The organism is Hymenobacter monticola, from assembly GCF_022811645.1.
Lineage (GTDB): Bacteria > Bacteroidota > Bacteroidia > Cytophagales > Hymenobacteraceae > Hymenobacter > Hymenobacter monticola.
This window is the reverse complement of record NZ_CP094534.1, coordinates 2,646,502-2,664,308: the sequence shown is the minus strand read 5'-3', so window position 1 is coordinate 2,664,308 and position 17,807 is coordinate 2,646,502. Positions and strand designations below refer to the sequence as shown.

Below are 17,807 nucleotides of genomic sequence, written 5' to 3'. Positions count from 1 at the left end.
GACGCTTTCGGAGGGGCTTTTTTGTAGTTTTTTCAAACGGCTGCTAGCCTCGCTTGGCCTTGACTTTGCGCGGGCTCGGCGCGGCGGTTGCTGGTTGGGTGCTGGCGAGGCTGTTGAGGTATTCTTCGAGGTGAGTGTAGCCGCTGCTGCCGGTGCTGTTGCGGTCGCGTGCGTCGGCGGGGTTCAGGCCGTGGGTGGTTTCCCAGGCGTCGGGCATGCCGTCGTGGTCGGCATCGGGTGGGGCGGTGCCGCCGCGGTACTCGGGCCAGCCGCCCACGTCCGCCTGCGAGTCGATAATGCCCTGACGCTGGCCGTAGGTGGCGCTGCCGCCGGGGCTGCTGCCGGTGGCGGTGCCGGTGCGGGTTTCCTGCACAATGCGCGCATCCACGGCGTCGCGCACGGGCACGATGGCCCCGGCCCCAGCCAGCACGCTCTGGTAGGCCGCCTCGGCCGTTTCGGTGGTGACGGGGGCCAGGTTGGGCGTGGCGGCCGCTTGCTGGAAACGGGCCAGATTGGCGGACGTGTTGGGGTAGTAGTGCAGCCGGATGCCGCGCCAGTTATCGGCCGTGACGGCCCGGTGGCCGGCGTCGTAGTTGCCGGCCGCGTACACGGTAGCCACGGGCTTGTCGGGCGCGGCGGGGTCGTAGGCTTGGGTGATGTCGAAGATGATGGCGGCCTTGTCGGACGGGGTGGCGGGGCCGCCTTTGTAGTAGTTGTTCACCAGGTTGAGTTCGCCCCGGCCGCCGCGGATGAGCAGCTCGTTGCCGTAGGCGGCGTGCATGTTGCCCCAGTTGTAAATCACATTATTGCGGTAGTCGACCACCGCCGTGGTGTCGTGGGCGCGGGCACCGTTGAAGCGGATGGCGCGGCTGTGGTGGTGGGCCACCAGGTTGTGGTGGTAGGAGGCGTACTGCCCGCCCCATACCCCGGCGTAGCCGTGGTCGCCCTTGCCGTTGAAAGACGAGTTGAGGCTTTCGCTCACGATACACCACTGCACGGTCGAGTACTTGTTGTCGTAGAATGTGGCCGCTTCCTCTATCGACCAGCTCATCGAGCAGTGGTCTACAATGAAGTTCCGGCTGTTTTCCAGGTTCAGGCCGTACACCCCGGCCACGTTGGCCCCCGACAGGTTGCCGGGCCGCGAGCGCAGGTAGCGCACAATGATGTTCTGGCCGTGCAGCTTCACGCTGTAGTTTTTCAGGCAGATGCCGTCGCCGGGCGCCGTCTGGGCCGCTATGGTGACGTTGGAGCGCGTGGGCTTCAGCGCCGACCTCAGCTCTATGATGCCGCCCACCCGAAATACGATGGTGATGGGCTCGCCGGGATACTGGTTGAAGGCGTCGCGGAAGCTGCCCGGGCCTGCGTCGGCCAGGGTGGTCACCTCCACCACCTGGCCGCCGCGGCCGCCGGTGGCAAAGCGGCCGTAGCCCTCGGCCCCAGGAAACGCCACCAGCTGCGCGCGGGCGGGCGCAACTGCCGCCAGGCCCAACCCGAAGCCAAGCGACCAGGCGCGGAAGTGAAACGAGAAAGGGAAAGTCATAAATGGAGGGAAAGAAGGAATGCACAAAGCGCCACGAATAACGCGTCCGCAATTTCCCTCCGCGGGCAGCGCTTGGCCCTATAGCATCTTAGCCGCTTCCTGACCCGGGCTAACTATTTCGGTGCAGGCCAGGCTACTTTGGCTTTGCGGCCAACGCTCTGCGTACCGGCGGCGTATGTTTGCGGCCCTCCATCCGCAACCATACGCCCCTATTCTTATGTCAAAAATTACCATCCGCAGCCTGGCTGAGCTCGAAGCCCACGCCGGGCAGGAACTGGGCGTGTCTGAGCCGCACACCATCACACAGGAGCAGATTAACCAGTTTGCGGCCGCCACGCTTGATTTTCAATGGATTCATACCGACCCGGCGCGGGCCGCGACCGAGTCGCCGTTCAAGGCCACCATTGCCCATGGCTACCTCACGGTGTCGCTCCTGCCCTACCTCTGGGAGCAGATTGTGGCCATCGAGAACCTGAAAATGCAGGTGAACTACGAAATTGAAAGCCTGCGCTTCAACCAAGCCGTGACGGTGGACAGCCAAGTGCGGCTGCGCGCCAGCCTGCTGTCGGTGGCCAACCTGCGTGGCATTGCCAAGGCCCGCGTGGGCGTGACGCTGGAAATTGAAGGGCAGAAAAAGCCGGCCTATACGGGCGTGGTCACCTTTTTGTATCATTTCCTGGAAGCGTAGTAACATATTAACTTAGGACAATAGCAATACATGCCCGGACCGCGCTTGCGGCCCGGGCATTTTTGTTTACATTGGCGGCATCTATTCACTCTTTTTTCTGCATACTGATGAGACATTTACTACTTGGCCTCGGCTTGCTGCTGAGCCTGAGCACTCCCCAAACCAGCATGGCGCAGGCCGCGAAAGGCGGTGCCCAACCGCCCATCATTGACCGCGAATTGCTGTTTGGCGACCCCGAGATTTCGGGCGCCCAGCTTTCGCCCGATGGCAAGTTCCTGTCCTTTATTCGGCCCTACAACGGAACCCGCAACATCTGGGTGAAGGGTCTGAACGAGTCCTTCGACCAGGCCCGGCCCATGACCAATGACCAGGCCCGCCCGGTGCGCAGCTACTTCTGGAGCCGCGATGGCAAGTACTTGCTCTACAGCCAGGACAAGGGCGGCGACGAGAACTTCAACATCTACGCCGTGAATCCGGCCGAGGCACCCGCGGCCGGCCAGTCCGTACCCACCGCCCGCGACCTCACCGGCCTCAAAGGCGTGCGCGTGCAGTTGCTCAACGCGCCCCTCTCCGACCCAAACACGCTCTACATCGGCCTCAATGACCGCGACAAGGCCTGGCACGACCTCTATAAATTGAACCTGAGCACCGGCGAGAAAACTCTGGTGCGCCAGAACAACGACCGCATCGGCGCCTGGGAATTCGACTGGAACGACCAGCTGCGCCTGGCCTCCCGCTCGAACCCCGACGGCAGCACCGAATGGCTGCGCGTGGAGGGCGACAAGCTGGTGCCCTTCTACAAAACGTCGATTGACGAGCAGAGTGGCGTCATTGCCTTCGCCAAGGACAACCAGCACGTGTACATGGCCACGAACAAAGGCACCGGCCGCAATCTGGCCGAAATTGTGCTCATCGACCCCGCCACCGGCCAGGAGCAGCCCTACCAGGCCGACCCGCTGAAGCGCGTGGACGTGGGCAGCCTGCAGGTATCGGAGAAGACGCACGAGCCAGTGTTTGTGAGCTTCGAGGACGACCGCATGCGCCGCGTGTGGAAAGACAAGGCCATGGAGCAGGACTTTGCCGCCGTGAGCAAGCAGCTGCCGGGCCTCGACGTGTACCCCGCCTCGCACACCACCGACGAGCGGCTGTGGCTGGTATCGGCCACCTCGGCCACCCAGCCCACCGTGGCCTACCTGTTCGACCGCCAGACCAAGAAGCTCACCAAGCAGTACGAAACGCGGCCCAAGCTCCGCGCCGCCGACCTGGCCGACATGAAAGTGGTGCGCTACAAGTCGTCGGACGGCCTGGAAATTCCCGCTTACCTGACTTTGCCGAAGGGGCTGAATGGGAAGAACCTGCCGGTCATCATTCTGCCCCACGGCGGGCCCTGGGCACGCGACTCCTACGGTTTCAACGCCATGCACCAGTTTCTGGCCAACCGCGGCTACGCCGTGCTCTCGCCCAACTTCCGGGCCAGCACCGGCTACGGCAAGCAGTTCCTGAACGCTGGCAACGGCGAGTGGGGCCGCAAAATGCAGGACGACCTGACCTGGGGCGTGAAGTACCTCGTGGCCCAAGGCATTGCCGACCCCAAGCGGGTAGGCATCATGGGCGGCTCGTACGGCGGCTATGCCACGCTGGCCGGCGTGGCCTTCACCCCCGACGTGTACAACGCGGCCGTGGCCATCGTAGCCCCGTCCAACCTGACCACGCTGCTCAACGCCATTCCGCCCTACTGGGAGGCCGGGCGCAAGCAGATGTACGCCCGCATGGCCGACCCCGGCACGGAGGAAGGCCGCGCTGCGCTGGCCCGCATGTCGCCCCTCACGGCGGCCGACAAAATCAAAACCCCGCTCATGGTGGTGCAGGGCGCCAACGACCCGCGCGTGAACAAGGCCGAGGCCGACCAGATAGTGGTGGCCCTGCGCGACCGCAACTACCCCGTGCAATACATCTGCGCCCCCGACGAAGGCCACGGCTTCGCCCGCCCCGTCAACAACATGGCCATGTTTGCCGCCTCCGAGAAGTTCCTGGCCAGCCAGCTGAAAGGCCGTTACCAGGAAAGCATGAGCCCGGCCGTGGCCAAACGCCTGCAGGAAATTACGGTGGACCCGAAAACGGTGCAGCTGGCGACGCAGACGAACGTGAAATAAGTGCTTTGTATTTTCACGAAAAAGCCCTGCCTTTATCGGCAGGGCTTTTTTTATTGGCAGAACGAAGTAGAAAAGCGGCCTTCTCTATAGTGTTTCCGCGGGCACTTCATCTCCGGCGTACACCGGCGCCATGTCTTTTTCCTCGTCCTCGGTGAACAGCCGGGAGCGAATGAGAAACCGCACGCCCAGCGGTATTTCCAGCGAGAAGCTCGCGCCGCGGCCCTTCACTACGTCAACAGTGAGCTGGGTATGCTGCCAGTAGGCAAACTGGCTGGCGCTCATGAAGAAGTCGCAGCCGTGAATGCGGCCCAGCCACACGTCGTTGCTGCCCACCCGAAACTCGCCCTTGGCAAAACACATAGGCGAGGAGCCGTCGCAGCACCCGCCGCTTTGGTGGAACATGAGCGGGCCGTGCTCGTCGCGGAGCAGGTCGATGGTGGCTTCGGCGGCTTGGGTGACGAGGACGCGGGGCGTGGACATGAGGAGAATGGTTGGGGGTTACTGCTTGCGGCGAAACGTGTAGGTGATGCCCGTGCGCTCTTCGCGCACCAGCACTTCTTTGTCGGGCGCCAAGGTGCCCGAGCCCGAGCGACTCAGCCACTGGTAGGCCAGTTGGCGTTCGGCATCCCAATGGTAGTGGCGGTTGCCGATGCTGGCGATGCTTTTTTGCGCCGCATTAGGCATGCGGTCTAATTTGGGTGCTTCATCAAACGGAGTCGCTTCCGGCAAAGCTTCTTTCTTTTCAACTTTCCAGTCCGGATTCTTACTGCCTGGCACGGGCAGCAACTGGGCCTGGGCCGCGTCGGCCCTGCTCAGCAGCACAGAAAGCAAGAGTAAACGTTTCATAAGTTGATGCATTGAGGTTCTGTACAAGACGCATTTACTATGAAAAAGATGCTTCGGCGGCCAGCACATAGCAGGTGGGTTTCATCGTGAAACCCAACGCAGCGCGACAACCTGATTTGGGGCCCTACCGTTGGCTCAACAACCCAACCCAAGGCGCACATGGAACGAACAGTGAGTGACCCCGGCGAATTTCTGAACAACTCGATGGCTTCGCGGGCCGTGAACATTGAGCCGGACATGCGCAAAGTCCGACAGCTCGACATCTACCATCAGAATTACAGCAAGCTGCTGCGCAGCTGGGGTTTGGCCGGCTTAGGCTTGCTGGCAGTGGGCGTGGGCTTGTGGTACTTCGGGCACCGGATATGGGGCAGCATTTTCGGGGTCCTATCCCTGCCGGTGCTGTTCATTGCCTCGCGCCTGCCCCAAACCCTCAAGGGCGACGCCTACCGCAACGGCCTACTGATTCCGGGCATCATCTCCAGCCTCAACCCGCTCACCATTACCTGCCTGGCCGACGTGCGGACCGGCGACGATGACGACGCTGAACCGGGCAGCATTGTGTGGGGCGTGAAGCAGGTAGTGGCGCCGCAACTCACGGTGCACCCCGAGCGGCTGGGCGAGCAGGTGCCCTGCGTTTCGCTGTTCGGCGAAACCGATGCAGCAGGCGAAATCTACCTCAACTTCGAGCCGCGCCCGCTGGCCTGGGGCACCGGCGATACCGGCGTCATCGCACAAGCCCGCCAAGCCATTGAGGACGAGGAATGGCTGCTGCTGCCGCCGCTGGCTGCCGCCTTTGAAACCAGTGAAAAGAACGAAAACGGCATTGCCTATTTCGACGCGCTGCTACGGCCGGTTTCACTGCCCAAACCGGCTGAAGCCACGGCGTAAAAAGAGCGTCATGCTTTGGCGGTGCGCTGCATGACGCTCTTTTTTAACCTGACGGCAAGCTGAAGCTTACCCCACGCTGCTAAAAGAAGCCCAGCTTCTGCTGGCTGTAGCTGATGAGCATGTTCTTGTTCTGGCGGTAGTGGCTCAGCATCATCTTGTGGTTTTCGCGGCCGAAACCGGAGGCTTTGTAGCCGCCGAAGGGCGCGCCGGCGGGGTAGTCATGGTAGCAGTTCACCCACACGCGGCCGGCCTCAATGGCGCGGGGCACCTGGTACAGTTCGTGGGCGTCGCGCGTCCACACGCCGGCGCCGAGGCCGTAGAGCGTGTCGTTGGCAATTCCGATGGCCTCCTCCGTGGTTTTGAAGGTGGTGACGGATACCACCGGGCCGAAAATTTCCTCCTGGAAGATGCGCATCTTGTTGTGGCCCCGGAACATGGTGGGCTGGATGTAGTAGCCCTCGGCCAGCGCGCCATCCTCCTGGCTGTAAGCCTCGCCGCCCACCAGCACCTCAGCCCCTTCGGCCTTGCCGATTTCGAGGTAGCTCAGGATTTTCTCGAACTGGTCGTTGCTGGCCTGCGCGCCCATCATCGTGTCCATGTCCAGCGGGTTGCCCAACTTGATGGCCTTCACGCGCTCGATGACGCGGGCAATGAATTCGTCGTAAATGTCCTCGTGCACCAGCATGCGCGAGGGGCAGGTGCAGATTTCGCCCTGGTTCAGGGCAAACATCACGGCGCCTTCGATGGCTTTGTCGAGGAAGTCGTCGTCGGCATCCATCACCGATTTGAAGAAGATATTTGGCGACTTGCCGCCCAGCTCCATCGTCACGGGGATGAGGTTTTCGGCGGCGTACTGCATGATGAGGCGGCCGGTGGTGGTTTCGCCCGTGAAGCTGGCCTTGGCAATACGCGGCGACGAGGCCAGCGGCTTGCCGGCTTCCAGCCCGAAGCCGTTCACGATGTTGATGACGCCGGCCGGCACCAGGTCCTGAATTAGCTCCATGAGCACCATGATGCTGGCGGGAGTTTGCTCGGCGGGCTTCATCACCACGGTGCATCCGGCGGCCAGGGCGGGGGCCAGCTTCCAGGTGGCCATCAGCAGCGGGAAGTTCCAGGGAATAATCTGGCCGATGACGCCCAGCGGCTCCTGAATGTTCATCGACACCGTAGTGCTGTTCAGCTCGGTCACGTTGCCTTCCTCGGCCCGGATGACGCTGGCGAAGTAGCGGAAGTGGTCGATGACAAGCGGCATATCCGCGTAGGTGGTTTCGCGCAGGGCCTTGCCGTTCTCGACGCATTCCACGGCGGCGAGGTGGGCGAGGTTTTCCTCGATGCGGTTGGCAATTTTGTTGAGGATGTTGCTGCGCTCGGTGGCCGAGGTTTTGCTCCAGGTGGCGAAGGCTTCGTGGGCGGCGTCGAGGGCTAAGTCGATGTCTTCCTTGGTGCTGCGGGCCACTTTGGTGAAGACTTTGCCGTCGATGGGCGACGGGTTGTCGAAGTACTGGCCCTTCACGGGCGCCACCCATTTGCCACCGATGAAGTTGTCGTAGTGGTTCTTGAACTGGGGACGGGCCACCACGGTGGTGGTTGCTTCTAAGGTTTCAGCCATGGCTTTAGGAGAGTGGGAATTAGGTGAACGGGAAACGATGTAAAGGTCCTTTTTCTCTGAGCCGCCGGGTTGTGGTATTGTATCAATGTGTGCGAAAATTGTCGCAACTTGCCAGCCAGCACTGCTGTTGCAAGTGTGTACTCCCTCACCTATTTCGTTCTCACCATGCAGTCCCGCGTTCACCTGCCCGCCGCCGTTGCCCCGCTCGCCCTGGAGCGCCTGCATTCCCTGGTCGAAAACCGAACGGTGTACGCGCTGGAAGGCTTCGAGCTGAACGTGTTTGAGACGCACCGCGCCGCTGCCCGCGTGCCCCTGCGCCTCGACGGCCTGGCCCTGACCACCATGCTGCGCGGCCGCAAAGTGATGCACTTGCCCGGCCGCGCCGCCTTCGACTACCTGCCCGGCGAGAGCGTGGTGGTGGACAAGGACGAGCTGATGGAAATCGACTTCCCCGACGCCTGCCTGTGCCAGCCCACGCAGTGCCTGGCCGTGGCCATCGCGCCCGATACCATCCGCCACACCGTGGACTTGCTGAACGAGCGCTACCCCAAGGCCGAAACCCACCAGCCCTGGGCCATCGAAGGCCCCGACTACGCCCACCTCACCAATACCCCCGAGCTGACCGACACGCTGGGCCGCCTGGTGGCCGTGTCGCGCACTTCGGATGTGAACAAGGACGTGCTGGCCGGCTTCACGCTGCAGGAGCTGCTGGTGCGCCTGATGCAGACGCAGGCCCGCCAGCTCATTTTTCATGACTACGCCCGCTACCTCACCTCCCACCGCTTTGCGGCCGTGGTGGGCTACATCAAGGAGCACCTCGCCGAAAACCTGAGCATCGACAAGCTCAGCGCATTGGCCTGCATGAGCAAGGCCACGTTCTTCCGGGTGTTTAAGCGCGAGTTCGGCCTCACGCCGGTGGAGTTCATCATCCGGGAGCGGCTGAGCGAGGCAAAGCGCCTGCTGCGCCACCCGCTGGCCAGCGTGGCCGAGGTGGGCCTGCGGGTGGGTTTTAATAACCTGTCCTACTTCCTGGCCCTGTTCAAGAAGCACGAGGGCCTGACGCCGGGCGCGTACAAGAAGCAACTGGCGGCGTAGGCTCCAGCACTGAGAAGCCGGCGGGTGAGCGCAAAAAATACCGGTTTACCAGTAGGTCGAAATCCTCATTTTAGGGGAACCGGGCTGGTTTTGGGGGCTTCTACCTTTGTTGGGTAGTTCGGGCTCACCTTGCCAACTGCGCCTTCTCTCCATGACCCGCTCATCCACCTTTTTTCTGCTCATTTTGTCACTGATTACCGGGGCGTTGGCGTCGGGGTGTGCCCGGCGCAGCTTCCAGGGGCGGGCGCTGGCCCCGGCCGCGCTGGCCGCGCACCGCACAGTGGCCATCCTGCCCTTCGCCGTGGAGCTAGAGCGGCTGCGCGATGCCGTGGCGCATCCCGGCGCCTGGGCCGCCGGTGCCACCTGGCCCGGCGGCAACCTGCTCCAGGGCGCACTGGCGGCCGAGCGCCGGCAAATGGGCTACCAGCTTCAAGCCGCCCTGCAGGCCGAACTCATGCGCCAGCAAGCCCAACGCCCCAGCACCAGCGCCTTCCAGAGCCCGGCCGAAACCAACCAGCGGCTGGCCCGCGCCGGCATCACCTACGAAAGCCTGCCCACCCGCTCGATGGCCGAGCTGCGCGCCGCCCTCGGCGTGGATGCCGTGCTCACGGGTCAAACATACATGCGCCAGCTGCTGCCCGGCGGCGTGAGCATTGCCGTATTTGTGCTCAGCAACAACAACGCCAATCCCATGGCCGACAATGCCGTGCAGACCTACCTCGACATCTACGACGCCCAGGACGGGCGACTGGTGTGGCAGTTTGACCACGAATTGCGCGGCAAGCCCAGCACCAGCCCGGTGGCGCTGGCCCGGGCCCTGGCGCACGACATGAAGGGCGGCTTCCCGTACGCACAGAAGTAGGCGGCGGGGCCGGATTGACGCCTCGCTGTTTCGGGCTGACGCTGGGCCGAACTCGCTGCGCTCGTCTGCGAAATATAATTTCGCGGTACCCGTCCTAAAACACCACGCTGTAGGGCACGTCGGCCAGGGTGCGCACGTCCTCATGCAGGTCCACGCCCAGGATTTCGTGCACGTTGGCCCGGATGCGGTTGGAAATCTGGGTGAGCGGCAGGTCGTTGCTGTCTTTGCCGAAGGGGTCTTCGATTTCGTCGCCTATCATCTCCACGCCCAGCAGCGCGTAGGCGCCCAGCATGGTGATGGGCACCGTGAGCCACTCGTAGGTATCGAGCAGGTTGAAGGGCATGACGAGGATGAAAACGGTGATGAAGCCCTTAATGAAGTAGCTGTAGGAAAAGGGAATGGGTGTGGCCTTGATGCGCTCGCAGGCGCCGGCCACATCGAGCAGGGCTTCGTGATGGCGCTGCAGGGTGATGAGGTGGTTGGGCAGCAGCACCTCCTCGCGCAGCAGCCGCTCGAAAAACTCCTGCAGCAGCGCCGAGAGGCGCGAGGGCACGTGCCGCGCTTGCTGCAGGCGCTCCACAAATCCGGCGTCGGCTTCTTCCAGCTTCTCGAAGCGTACACCTTTGCGCAGGTGCCCGTCGAGGGCGATGGGGAAGTTGGACAGCAGGCGGGCGAAGTAGGCGCGGTTGGCCAGGTCGTGGGCGGGCAGGCGGGCGTGCACCAGCACGGCCAGGTTACGGCAGTTGTTCACGAGCTGGCCCCACAGGCGGCGGCCTTCATAAAACCGGTCGTAGGCCGTGTTGGTCCGGAAGGCCAGCAGCAGGCTGAGCATGATGCCCAGAAAGGAGAAGAATTCCTTGTCGACGGCCAGGTTAAACTTGTCGAATCTAACCACCAGCCCCGTGACGATGGCCGCGTAGAGCCCCACCCAGAGCACGCGCTTCAGCAGCAGGCGAATAACGTCGGAGGAACGCAGGTGGCGCAAGGCCTCCACCCAGTCGGTCGATTTGTAAACTATCATAAACAGAAAAAAGCGGCTGAGCTGCCCCGGCGCAAGTTAGCGGCGGGGCCGCCCACGGCCCGGGTGCGCACTAGGCCCTGCCCTTACGAACGGGCCCGACCCCAACGTTGCGAAAGCATTGAATAAATTCTATATTTTCGCAACCAAACCGTTCTGTTCGTTCACTTATGCAGCCTGCCCTTTCGCCTTCCTCGTTTCACTGGCCGCTGTGGCGCAAGTGGCTCTTTTGCTTTTCGTGCATCTACCTGCTGCTATTCACCTCGCCCCTGAACTGGCTGGGCAGCGTGCCGGTGCTGGGCGAGGTGGCCGGGCTCTACGGCGCGGCCGAGGGCTGGCTGGTGAACCTGGGCAATGCGCACCTCTTCCACGTGAAAGACGTGCTGGTGCCCCTCAACGGCAGCGGCGACACCTCCTACGGATACGCGCAACTGTGCCTTTTCGCCCTAGCGGCCACGGTGGGCGCCTGTCTGTGGGTGCTGCTCGACCGCCGACGGCCTAATTACAACCGGGGCTACTACTGGCTGCTGGTGCTGGTGCGCTACTTCGTGGCCCTGAATGCCCTGGGCTACGGCATCCTCAAGCTATTTGCCCTGCAGATGGTGCCGCCCCCGCTCAGCGCGCTGGCCACCCCGCTCGGCGACTTCCTGCCGATGCGCTTTTCGTGGTACTTCATCGGCTATTCCCAGCCCTACCAAGTGTTTTCGGGGGCGGCAGAGGTGCTGGCGGGGGTGCTGCTGCTGTGGCGGCGCACCAGCACACTGGGGGCGTTTGTGGCAGCCAGCGTGTTTCTGAACGTCATGATGCTGAACCTATGCTACGACATTCCGGTGAAGATTTTCTCGATTCACCTGTTCGCGCTCAGCGTGTTTTTGCTGCTGGGCGATGCCGGTCGGCTATTCAGCTTCTTCGTGCTCAACCGGCCCACGCCGCCAGCGCCGGCCCCGCCGTTGCTGCCCTGGCGCTGGCGCGTGGCTCAGCTCACAATCAAAGCCGTGTTCATTGGCGTGTTTGCCCTGCTGCCGCTCTACCAGTACGCGCAGGGCAATGCCTCGGCCGGCGCGCCCGCCAAAGGCCGCCTCGCCACGGGCTTTTTTGAAGTGGAAAAGTTCGAGGCCAACGTGCCCGACAGCCTGCGCTGGAAGGACGTCATCTTCGAAGCCAACCCTACCGGCAGCATCCTCACCGCCGATACGCTGCTGCGGCAGCGCTACCGCCGCGGCTACTTTGCCTACACCCTCGATTCGGCCCACCACACCATTGCCTTCAAAAAAATGGCTTCCGATTCGCTGCCCCTCTTCACCCTGCGCTACGCCCAGCCCGATACCAACCACGTGCTGCTGCGCGGTAAAATCCGCAACGACTCGGTATACGTGGCCCTGCGTCGGCAGAAGCGCCATTTCCAGCTGGCCGAGCGGCAGTTTCACTGGCTCTCGGAGGCGAATCGGTAAGCGGGTGACATGAGCTTCACACGTACTCAATCTCTGCCACCTCTACCACTTCTTCCTGGGGCCCCAGCTTTAGCGGCACTTGCTGCTTGAGCTTCGCGCCCTGCACGGCCCGGGCAATGGGCGCCACAAACGCCACCTTGCCTTCGGCAATGTCGGCCTCGTCGACGCCTACAATCGTGAATTTTCGCTCAAAACCCACTTTCCCGCCGCGCACGGTGCGCAGCTGCACCGTGGCCCCGAAGCGCACTTCTTTGGTCGGCTGACCGGCGGGGTCCACTACTTTGGCGCTGCCGATGCGCTCGGTGAGCAGGGCAATGCGCCCATTGTAGAGCGAGAGGCGATGGGTGCGGTCGGTGTCGTTGTCGCGGTTGGCCTCGGCCTGGGCGCGCTCGGCTTCGAGGGTGGCCAGCTCGGCGCGCAACTGCTCCAAGCCGACGGGCGTCACGTAGTTGGGCGTGCCGGGCGGCAGGGCCGCGCGGGGCGGGATGATGGGCGGCGTCTGCGCGTCGTCTTCCTTGGTAAATCCTCGGCTCATGCGGGGTTGAACGCGGGGCACGCCGCAGGGTTGGCGGGTGCCTGCCAGGCCGTATGTTTAGCGCGCATTTCTGGCTGTGCTTTCAATGGGAAACGTATTTAAATGGCTCGCTATTGCGGCAGGCAGCATTTTGGCGCTCGGAGCTTTGGTCCTGGTGCTGTGGGTGGCGGGGCGCCTCACGCACGCCTTCGATTTTTACCACACCCCTTCGGACTCCAATGCGCCCTCCTTCCACATCGGCGACCGGTTCTTCGCCTCGCCTTTGCTGAAACCCGAGCGGCTGGACTTCATCGTCTTTCGCACCAGGCTGCCGGAAGACGGAACGACCATCTTCATCAACCGCCTCTGCGGCCTGCCCGGCGATACTGTAGCGTTGCGCCGTGGGCGGCTTTTCGTCAATGGCCAGGACCTGGATGCCGGCCTCCGCTTGGCCCATCACTACTCCCTGGCCCGCACCGACTTTGCCCGCCTGCCCCGCACGCTGTGGATGGACACCACCGGCATCGTGCCCCTGGACGACAGCCTACATCGGGTCGGGCTGGCCGATGCCGACGCGGCCCGGCTGGCCCGGCGCGCCGTGCGCCAGGTGCAATCGGCCGGCTATCCCAATCCGGCCATTCTGCGCACCTTCCCGGTGGGGCGCAACGAGGACAACTTCGGCCCCGTGGTGGTCCCCGCCGGCGCCTATTTTGTGTTGGGCGACAACCGCCAGAACGCTCGCGACTCCCGCTACATTGGCTGGGTGCGCCAGGCCGACGTGGCGGGCACGGTGCTGGGCCGGCACTAAGCTGGGCATAACCGCAAGGAGCGTTTTGTGGTTATACCTGACCGTAGCCGTTGTCCGCGGCTCGTTTTGTCAGGTTTCACCTATCGTTTCGTGTCCGATACTTCCTTCAATTCTTCCGCGTCGGTTACCACTGCCTCCCCCCGCTCCGCCCCCGTCCTCAGCAGCGCCCTGGTCTGGCTCATGGCCCTCACCTGCGGGCTTGTGGTGGCCAACATCTACTACAACCAGCCGCTGCTGGCCGCCATTGGCCGCACCTTTCACCTGAGCGACAGCAGCGCCAGCCTGGCCGCCACCGCCACCCAGATTGGCTACACCACGGGCATGCTCTTCGTGGTACCGCTGGGCGACATGCTGGAGCGCAAGCGCCTGATGCTGATTATGCTGCTTGGGGCCACGGCCTGCCTGGCGCTGGCGGCCTGGGCGCCCAGCTTTGGGGTGCTGGCGGCGGCCAGCGTGCTCATCGGCATCTGCTCGGCGGTGCCGCAGCTGCTGCTGCCCATGGCCGCCCACCTGGCGCCCGAGGCCGACCGTGGCCGCATTGTGGGCCGCATCATGAGCGGCCTGCTCATTGGCATCCTGGCCTCGCGCACCGTGAGCGGCTACGTGGGCGCTCACCTGGGCTGGCGGGCCATGTTCGAAATCGCGGCCGGGCTGATGCTGGCCCTGCTGGCCTTGCTGGCTTGGCGCCTGCCCCAGGACCGGCCCCACTTTGAAGGCTCCTACGGCGCGCTCATGAAATCCATCCTGACCCTCACGCGCGAGCAGGTGGCCCTGCGCCGCGCAGCGCTGGTGGGCGGGCTGCTGTTTGCCGCCTTCAGCGTGTTCTGGACCACACTGGCCTTTTTTCTGGAAGGCCCCGCCTACCGCTACGGCTCCGATGTGGCCGGCTTTTTTGGGGTGATTGGGGCAGTGGGGGCACTGGCCGCGCCGCTGGCCGGCAAAGCCGCCGACACGCGCGGGCCGGACTTCGCCATCGGCGTGGGCATTATGCTGGCGCTAGCGGCTTACTTGCTACTGGGCCTCACCGGCTACCACCTGGCCGGGCTGGTGCTGGGCGTCATTTTGCTGGATGTGGGCGTGCAGTCGGCCCACATTTCCAACCAAACCAAGATTTTCTCGCTGGTACCCGAGGCCCGCAGCCGCCTCAACACCGTGTACATGACCGGCTACTTCACGGGCGGCTCGTTGGGCTCCATCGCCGGTGGCCTGGCCTGGACGCACGGCGGCTGGCCCGGCGTGTGCCTGCTGGGTGCCGCCTTCGCGGGCGCCGCGTATTTGGTGAGTCGGTTTTATGGGCAGAGCCGCTAGCGCCGGCTACAGTACCCGGGCTGCTTCGGCCACAGCCGGGGTTGGCGTGGCCCCTGCGCCGGGCACCCACAGCCGGAAGTAAGCGCCCGGTTGGTTGCTCATAATGGCCTCGCCACCAATCTGCTGGCTCAGGGCCACCACGAGCTGGGTGCCGAAGGAACCGCTGCTCTCGAAACCCGGCGGGCGGCCGGGGCCGTTGTCTTCCACTTCCAGCAGCAGGCCGCCGGCCGGGCCGCTCAGGTGCAGGCGCAGCAGCGGGCGGGCCACGTGGGCATAGGCGTGTTTGAGGGCGTTGGTCGCCAGCTCGTTGAAAATGAGCCCCAGCGGCACGGCCCGGTCCACCTCCACGGCCGGCAGGTCCAGCTCCAGCACCAGGTCGAACCTGTCGTCATCAAAGCCATAGGCAGACAACAGGTTGTCGACCAGGGCCGTAAGGTAGGGCTGAATATCGACGCTCACCACGTCCTCGGTCTGGTAGAGGCACTGATGCACCAGGCCCATGGCTTCTACGCGCTGCCGGCCTTCGCGCACGGCGCGGGCCGCCACGGGGTCGGTGAGGCTGCCCGACTGCAGGTTGAGCAGGCTGCTCACGATGGCCAGGTTGTTTTTCACGCGGTGGTGCAGCTCGCGCAGCAGCAGCCGCAGGCGGGCGGCTTGCTCCTCGATGCGGTGGTTGTTGTCGACGATGGTGAGGTTGGTGGCGCGCAGCAGGGCATTGGCCCGCCGCTGGGCGCGGTACTGCCACGCGCCAAAGCCCAACAGCCCGGCCAGCACCAGCAGGCCCAGCGCCGAGCCCAGCAGCAGGCTTTGTTTGCGGTCATTGGCCAGGGCCAGGGCGCCAATGCGGGCCTGCTGCTTTTCAAGGCGGTAGGCGGCCTCGATGCGGGCCACGGCCTGGGTTTTCTCCAGGCGGTAGATGTCGTTGTCGAGTTGGCGGCGCTCGTCCATTAGGGCCAAGGCGTCGCGGTAGCGGCCAGCGTCGCGGTAAACCGTGTAGGCGGTTTCGAGCGAGTTGGTGAGGCGGTGCGGGTCGCCGATGAGGCGGGCCAGGGCCAGGCTGCTGTCGGCCAATGCCACGGCCTGGGCAAACCGTCCCTGCTGGCGATAGGCCCAGCTGAGCTGGCGGTAGGCGTGCTCCTGGCCGTTGCGGCTGCGCACAACGCGGTGCTGGGCCAGCGCCCGCCGGAAGTAGCCGATGGCCGCCGGCAGGTTGTGGTCATTTTCCGACAGCAGCTGCCCGTAGTTGGCATACAGCACGCCCAGCGCCGAGGGCACGGGCCGGTCGCGCAGCTCTATGCGCATGCCTTCCTCGTAGCAGGCGCGGGCCGAGTCGGGCTGTTTCAGGTCGCGGTAAATGATGCCCTGGCTTATCAGCGCCGACACCATCGCGGCCGGGTACGGGCCGCGCCGGCCCAGCACCAGCGCCGCCCGGGCCTGCTCCAGGCCCTTGCGCGAGAGCACGGCCACGCCCTGGGCGTCGCCCATGCGCTTGTAGGTCTGGGCGTTGAGGCAATACACCCAAGCCACGCCCTCGGGCCGGTGCTGGGCCTCGAATAGGGCCTGCGCCCGCCGGCCGTAGTAAAAGCTTGAATCGAACTCGCCGGCGTTGCGCAGGGCAGTGGCCAGCATCAGGCTGCTTTGCGCCATGCCGTAGGGAAAGCGTAGGTGCTGGCTGGCGCGCAGCAGCTGCCGGCTGAGCACGAGAGCCGAATCTTTGCTGCGCGAGAGCAGGCCCCGCACCAGCACGAGCTGCCGGCGTACGGTGGCCGTGTCGAGGGGCGGAGAACTAGCGGCGCGACCAGTCCGCGGCCCGGCCAGTAGCCCCAGCAACAGCCCCAGCAACAGCTCCAGCAACAGCCCCATTCTCCGCGGCAGCGCCCGGCGCTTATCTGTCCAATTCATTTGTTCGTTAAGTTAAGCCCCTGGCCCGCAAACGCTCCTGCGCGGGATGCTGCCGGTTCAAAACAAATGTAGGCGCCGGCCCCGCCCCCCGGCCCGCAAAGGATGCCAACTACCCGGCCCGGCCTGTGAACGACGGCATTTGGTAAGTGGGTCGTTTGTCAGGCGGCTTAGCGAAACAAGAATTGCTTCAGAAACGCCTCGCGGTATTGCCGGCCCAGCGGCACGGTTTGGCCGGCCACGGTGGCCTCGGTTTCGGAGAAGCTCTCGATGCGCTGGATGTTGACGGCAAAGGAGCGGTGCACCCGCACAAGCTGGGCAAAGTGCAGCCGCTCAAGCACCGCGCCCAGGGTGAGGCGCAGGGCGTAGCGGCGGGTGGGCGTGCGCAGGGCGGTGTAGGTGTTGTCGGCTTCGAGCAACAGAATGTCGGCCAGCGGGATGCGGACAAACTGGTGGCTGTCCTTGATGAACACGTGGTCGTCGAGCTGCAGAATGGTGTCGCGGGTGAGGGCATCGGCCGTGGGCTCGGGCAGGGCGGCCGTGGGTGGGGCGGCGGGCGCGGGTCGGGCGATGCTGTGCAACGCCAGCGCCAGAGCCGCCCGCAGGCTGGCCGTGCTCACGGGTTTGGGCAGGTAGGCAGCAGGGCCGGTGGTAAGGGCCTGGTCGAGGGTGGCCTGGTCGGAAAGGGCAGTGAGGTAGATGAGCGGCACCGGGCGCAGGGCCAGCAGGCGCCGGGCAGTCTCGATGCCGTTCCAGGGGCCTTGCAGGTGAATATCGCACAGCACGCCCGCGATTTCGGGGTGCTGCTCAAACAGCTCCAGGGCGCGGGGTCCGTTGGGGGCGATGCCCACCACGGCGTAGCCCTCGGCTTGCAGAGTGGCGCGAAGGTCGAGGGCCAGCACGGCTTCGTCTTCGATGAGCAGGAGCGGAATGGGGGCGGGCATCGGGGCAAATTAGGCAGTGATGCAAGATACAACTGCCCCTTGAGCCGGGCGGTGCCTTCCCCGCTCACATACCATAGCCGGCCGCTCACTTACCATTTGGAGCTTTCTACTATTTTTTATTGAAGCCAGCTGATGCGCAAGGGCAATTTCAGGGCAGCAAAGCCGCAGATGCGGCTTCCAGCTA

General features: G+C 64.2%; 16 protein-coding genes. 8 read left to right on the top strand and 8 right to left on the bottom strand.

The annotated features are described in order from the left end of the window. Positions 1-43 precede the first annotated feature (43 nt). Complete coding sequence (locus MTP16_RS11110) at positions 44-1,540, bottom strand: pectate lyase family protein (RefSeq protein WP_243519716.1); 1,497 nt, start codon at positions 1,538-1,540, stop codon at positions 44-46. A gap of 217 nt (positions 1,541-1,757) precedes the next feature. Here MTP16_RS11110 and MTP16_RS11105 point away from each other — a divergent pair, with 217 nt between their 5' ends. Both MTP16_RS11105 and MTP16_RS11100 read left to right on the top strand, forming a co-directional pair. Further along, entirely contained in the window at positions 1,758-2,228 is a 471-nt protein-coding gene (locus MTP16_RS11105) for a MaoC family dehydratase (protein WP_243519714.1), read from the top strand. A gap of 107 nt (positions 2,229-2,335) precedes the next feature. Beyond that, positions 2,336-4,381 carry a S9 family peptidase gene (locus MTP16_RS11100; RefSeq protein WP_243519712.1) on the top strand — a complete coding sequence of 682 codons (2,046 nt, stop codon included), beginning with the start codon at positions 2,336-2,338 and terminating at the stop codon, positions 4,379-4,381. 84 nt (positions 4,382-4,465) lie between these two features. Here the strand turns inward: MTP16_RS11100 and MTP16_RS11095 are convergent, their stop codons facing one another. Further along, entirely contained in the window at positions 4,466-4,861 is a 396-nt protein-coding gene (locus MTP16_RS11095) for a DUF779 domain-containing protein (RefSeq protein WP_243519710.1), read from the bottom strand. 18 nt (positions 4,862-4,879) lie between these two features. Further along, on the bottom strand, positions 4,880-5,227 hold the full coding sequence (locus MTP16_RS11090) for a hypothetical protein (RefSeq protein ID WP_243519708.1): 348 nt from the start codon (positions 5,225-5,227) through the stop codon (positions 4,880-4,882). 159 nt (positions 5,228-5,386) lie between these two features. On the opposite strand from MTP16_RS11090, the gene MTP16_RS11085 reads away from it, so the two are divergent. Then, a complete protein-coding gene (locus MTP16_RS11085; RefSeq protein WP_243519706.1) occupies positions 5,387-6,115 on the top strand; it encodes a DUF3239 domain-containing protein in 729 nt (242 codons plus the stop codon). 79 nt (positions 6,116-6,194) lie between these two features. Here the strand turns inward: MTP16_RS11085 and MTP16_RS11080 are convergent, their stop codons facing one another. After that, positions 6,195-7,724 (bottom strand): aldehyde dehydrogenase family protein, encoded by a 1,530-nt coding sequence (locus tag MTP16_RS11080; RefSeq protein ID WP_243519704.1) that lies wholly within the window; start codon positions 7,722-7,724, stop codon positions 6,195-6,197. A gap of 165 nt (positions 7,725-7,889) precedes the next feature. On the opposite strand from MTP16_RS11080, the gene MTP16_RS11075 reads away from it, so the two are divergent. Together MTP16_RS11075 and MTP16_RS11070 are read left to right on the top strand one after the other, a co-directional pair. Continuing rightward, on the top strand, positions 7,890-8,819 hold the full coding sequence (locus MTP16_RS11075; protein WP_243519702.1) for an AraC family transcriptional regulator: 930 nt from the start codon (positions 7,890-7,892) through the stop codon (positions 8,817-8,819). Positions 8,820-8,970: 151 nt separating this feature from the next. Next, positions 8,971-9,681 carry a hypothetical protein gene (locus MTP16_RS11070; protein WP_243519700.1) on the top strand — a complete coding sequence of 237 codons (711 nt, stop codon included), beginning with the start codon at positions 8,971-8,973 and terminating at the stop codon, positions 9,679-9,681. Positions 9,682-9,775: 94 nt separating this feature from the next. On the opposite strand, the gene MTP16_RS11065 is transcribed toward MTP16_RS11070, so the two are convergent. Continuing rightward, positions 9,776-10,702, bottom strand: a complete 927-nt coding sequence (locus MTP16_RS11065; RefSeq protein WP_243519698.1) for a bestrophin family protein — start codon at positions 10,700-10,702, stop codon at positions 9,776-9,778. Between the two features lie 167 nt (positions 10,703-10,869). Between MTP16_RS11065 and MTP16_RS11060 the strand changes: the two genes are divergently transcribed. After that, positions 10,870-12,150: a hypothetical protein gene (locus MTP16_RS11060; RefSeq protein ID WP_243519696.1), complete on the top strand. Its 1,281-nt coding sequence runs from the start codon at positions 10,870-10,872 to the stop codon at positions 12,148-12,150. A 16-nt stretch (positions 12,151-12,166) separates the two neighbouring features. On the opposite strand, the gene MTP16_RS11055 is transcribed toward MTP16_RS11060, so the two are convergent. Beyond that, positions 12,167-12,685: a GreA/GreB family elongation factor gene (locus tag MTP16_RS11055; protein ID WP_243519694.1), complete on the bottom strand. Its 519-nt coding sequence runs from the start codon at positions 12,683-12,685 to the stop codon at positions 12,167-12,169. Positions 12,686-12,815: 130 nt separating this feature from the next. On the opposite strand from MTP16_RS11055, the gene lepB reads away from it, so the two are divergent. After that, complete coding sequence (gene lepB / locus MTP16_RS11050; RefSeq protein ID WP_243519692.1) at positions 12,816-13,472, top strand: signal peptidase I; 657 nt, start codon at positions 12,816-12,818, stop codon at positions 13,470-13,472. A 90-nt stretch (positions 13,473-13,562) separates the two neighbouring features. Then, positions 13,563-14,780 carry an MFS transporter gene (locus MTP16_RS11045; RefSeq protein WP_243519690.1) on the top strand — a complete coding sequence of 406 codons (1,218 nt, stop codon included), beginning with the start codon at positions 13,563-13,565 and terminating at the stop codon, positions 14,778-14,780. A gap of 6 nt (positions 14,781-14,786) precedes the next feature. On the opposite strand, the gene MTP16_RS11040 is transcribed toward MTP16_RS11045, so the two are convergent. After that, the gene (locus MTP16_RS11040; RefSeq protein WP_243519688.1) at positions 14,787-16,682 is read right to left on the bottom strand and encodes a sensor histidine kinase; all 1,896 of its coding nucleotides are present in this window, start codon (positions 16,680-16,682) and stop codon (positions 14,787-14,789) included. A 167-nt stretch (positions 16,683-16,849) separates the two neighbouring features. Beyond that, entirely contained in the window at positions 16,850-17,623 is a 774-nt protein-coding gene (locus tag MTP16_RS11035) for a response regulator transcription factor (RefSeq protein ID WP_243519686.1), read from the bottom strand. Between the last annotated feature and the right edge of the window lie 184 nt (positions 17,624-17,807).

Bases quoted from the DNA above. Each gene is read 5' to 3' on its own strand.
- MTP16_RS11110 (WP_243519716.1), bottom strand. From the start codon at position 1,540: ATGACTTTCCCTTTCTCGTTTCACTTCCGCGCCTGGTCGCTTGGCTTC.
- MTP16_RS11105 (WP_243519714.1), top strand. From the start codon at position 1,758: ATGTCAAAAATTACCATCCGCAGCCTGGCTGAGCTCGAAGCCCACGCC.
- MTP16_RS11100 (WP_243519712.1), top strand. From the start codon at position 2,336: ATGAGACATTTACTACTTGGCCTCGGCTTGCTGCTGAGCCTGAGCACT.
- MTP16_RS11095 (WP_243519710.1), bottom strand. From the start codon at position 4,861: ATGTCCACGCCCCGCGTCCTCGTCACCCAAGCCGCCGAAGCCACCATC.
- MTP16_RS11090 (WP_243519708.1), bottom strand. From the start codon at position 5,227: ATGAAACGTTTACTCTTGCTTTCTGTGCTGCTGAGCAGGGCCGACGCG.
- MTP16_RS11085 (WP_243519706.1), top strand. From the start codon at position 5,387: ATGGAACGAACAGTGAGTGACCCCGGCGAATTTCTGAACAACTCGATG.
- MTP16_RS11080 (WP_243519704.1), bottom strand. From the start codon at position 7,724: ATGGCTGAAACCTTAGAAGCAACCACCACCGTGGTGGCCCGTCCCCAG.
- MTP16_RS11075 (WP_243519702.1), top strand. From the start codon at position 7,890: ATGCAGTCCCGCGTTCACCTGCCCGCCGCCGTTGCCCCGCTCGCCCTG.
- MTP16_RS11070 (WP_243519700.1), top strand. From the start codon at position 8,971: ATGACCCGCTCATCCACCTTTTTTCTGCTCATTTTGTCACTGATTACC.
- MTP16_RS11065 (WP_243519698.1), bottom strand. From the start codon at position 10,702: ATGATAGTTTACAAATCGACCGACTGGGTGGAGGCCTTGCGCCACCTG.
- MTP16_RS11060 (WP_243519696.1), top strand. From the start codon at position 10,870: ATGCAGCCTGCCCTTTCGCCTTCCTCGTTTCACTGGCCGCTGTGGCGC.
- MTP16_RS11055 (WP_243519694.1), bottom strand. From the start codon at position 12,685: ATGAGCCGAGGATTTACCAAGGAAGACGACGCGCAGACGCCGCCCATC.
- MTP16_RS11040 (WP_243519688.1), bottom strand. From the start codon at position 16,682: ATGAATTGGACAGATAAGCGCCGGGCGCTGCCGCGGAGAATGGGGCTG.
- MTP16_RS11035 (WP_243519686.1), bottom strand. From the start codon at position 17,623: ATGCCCGCCCCCATTCCGCTCCTGCTCATCGAAGACGAAGCCGTGCTG.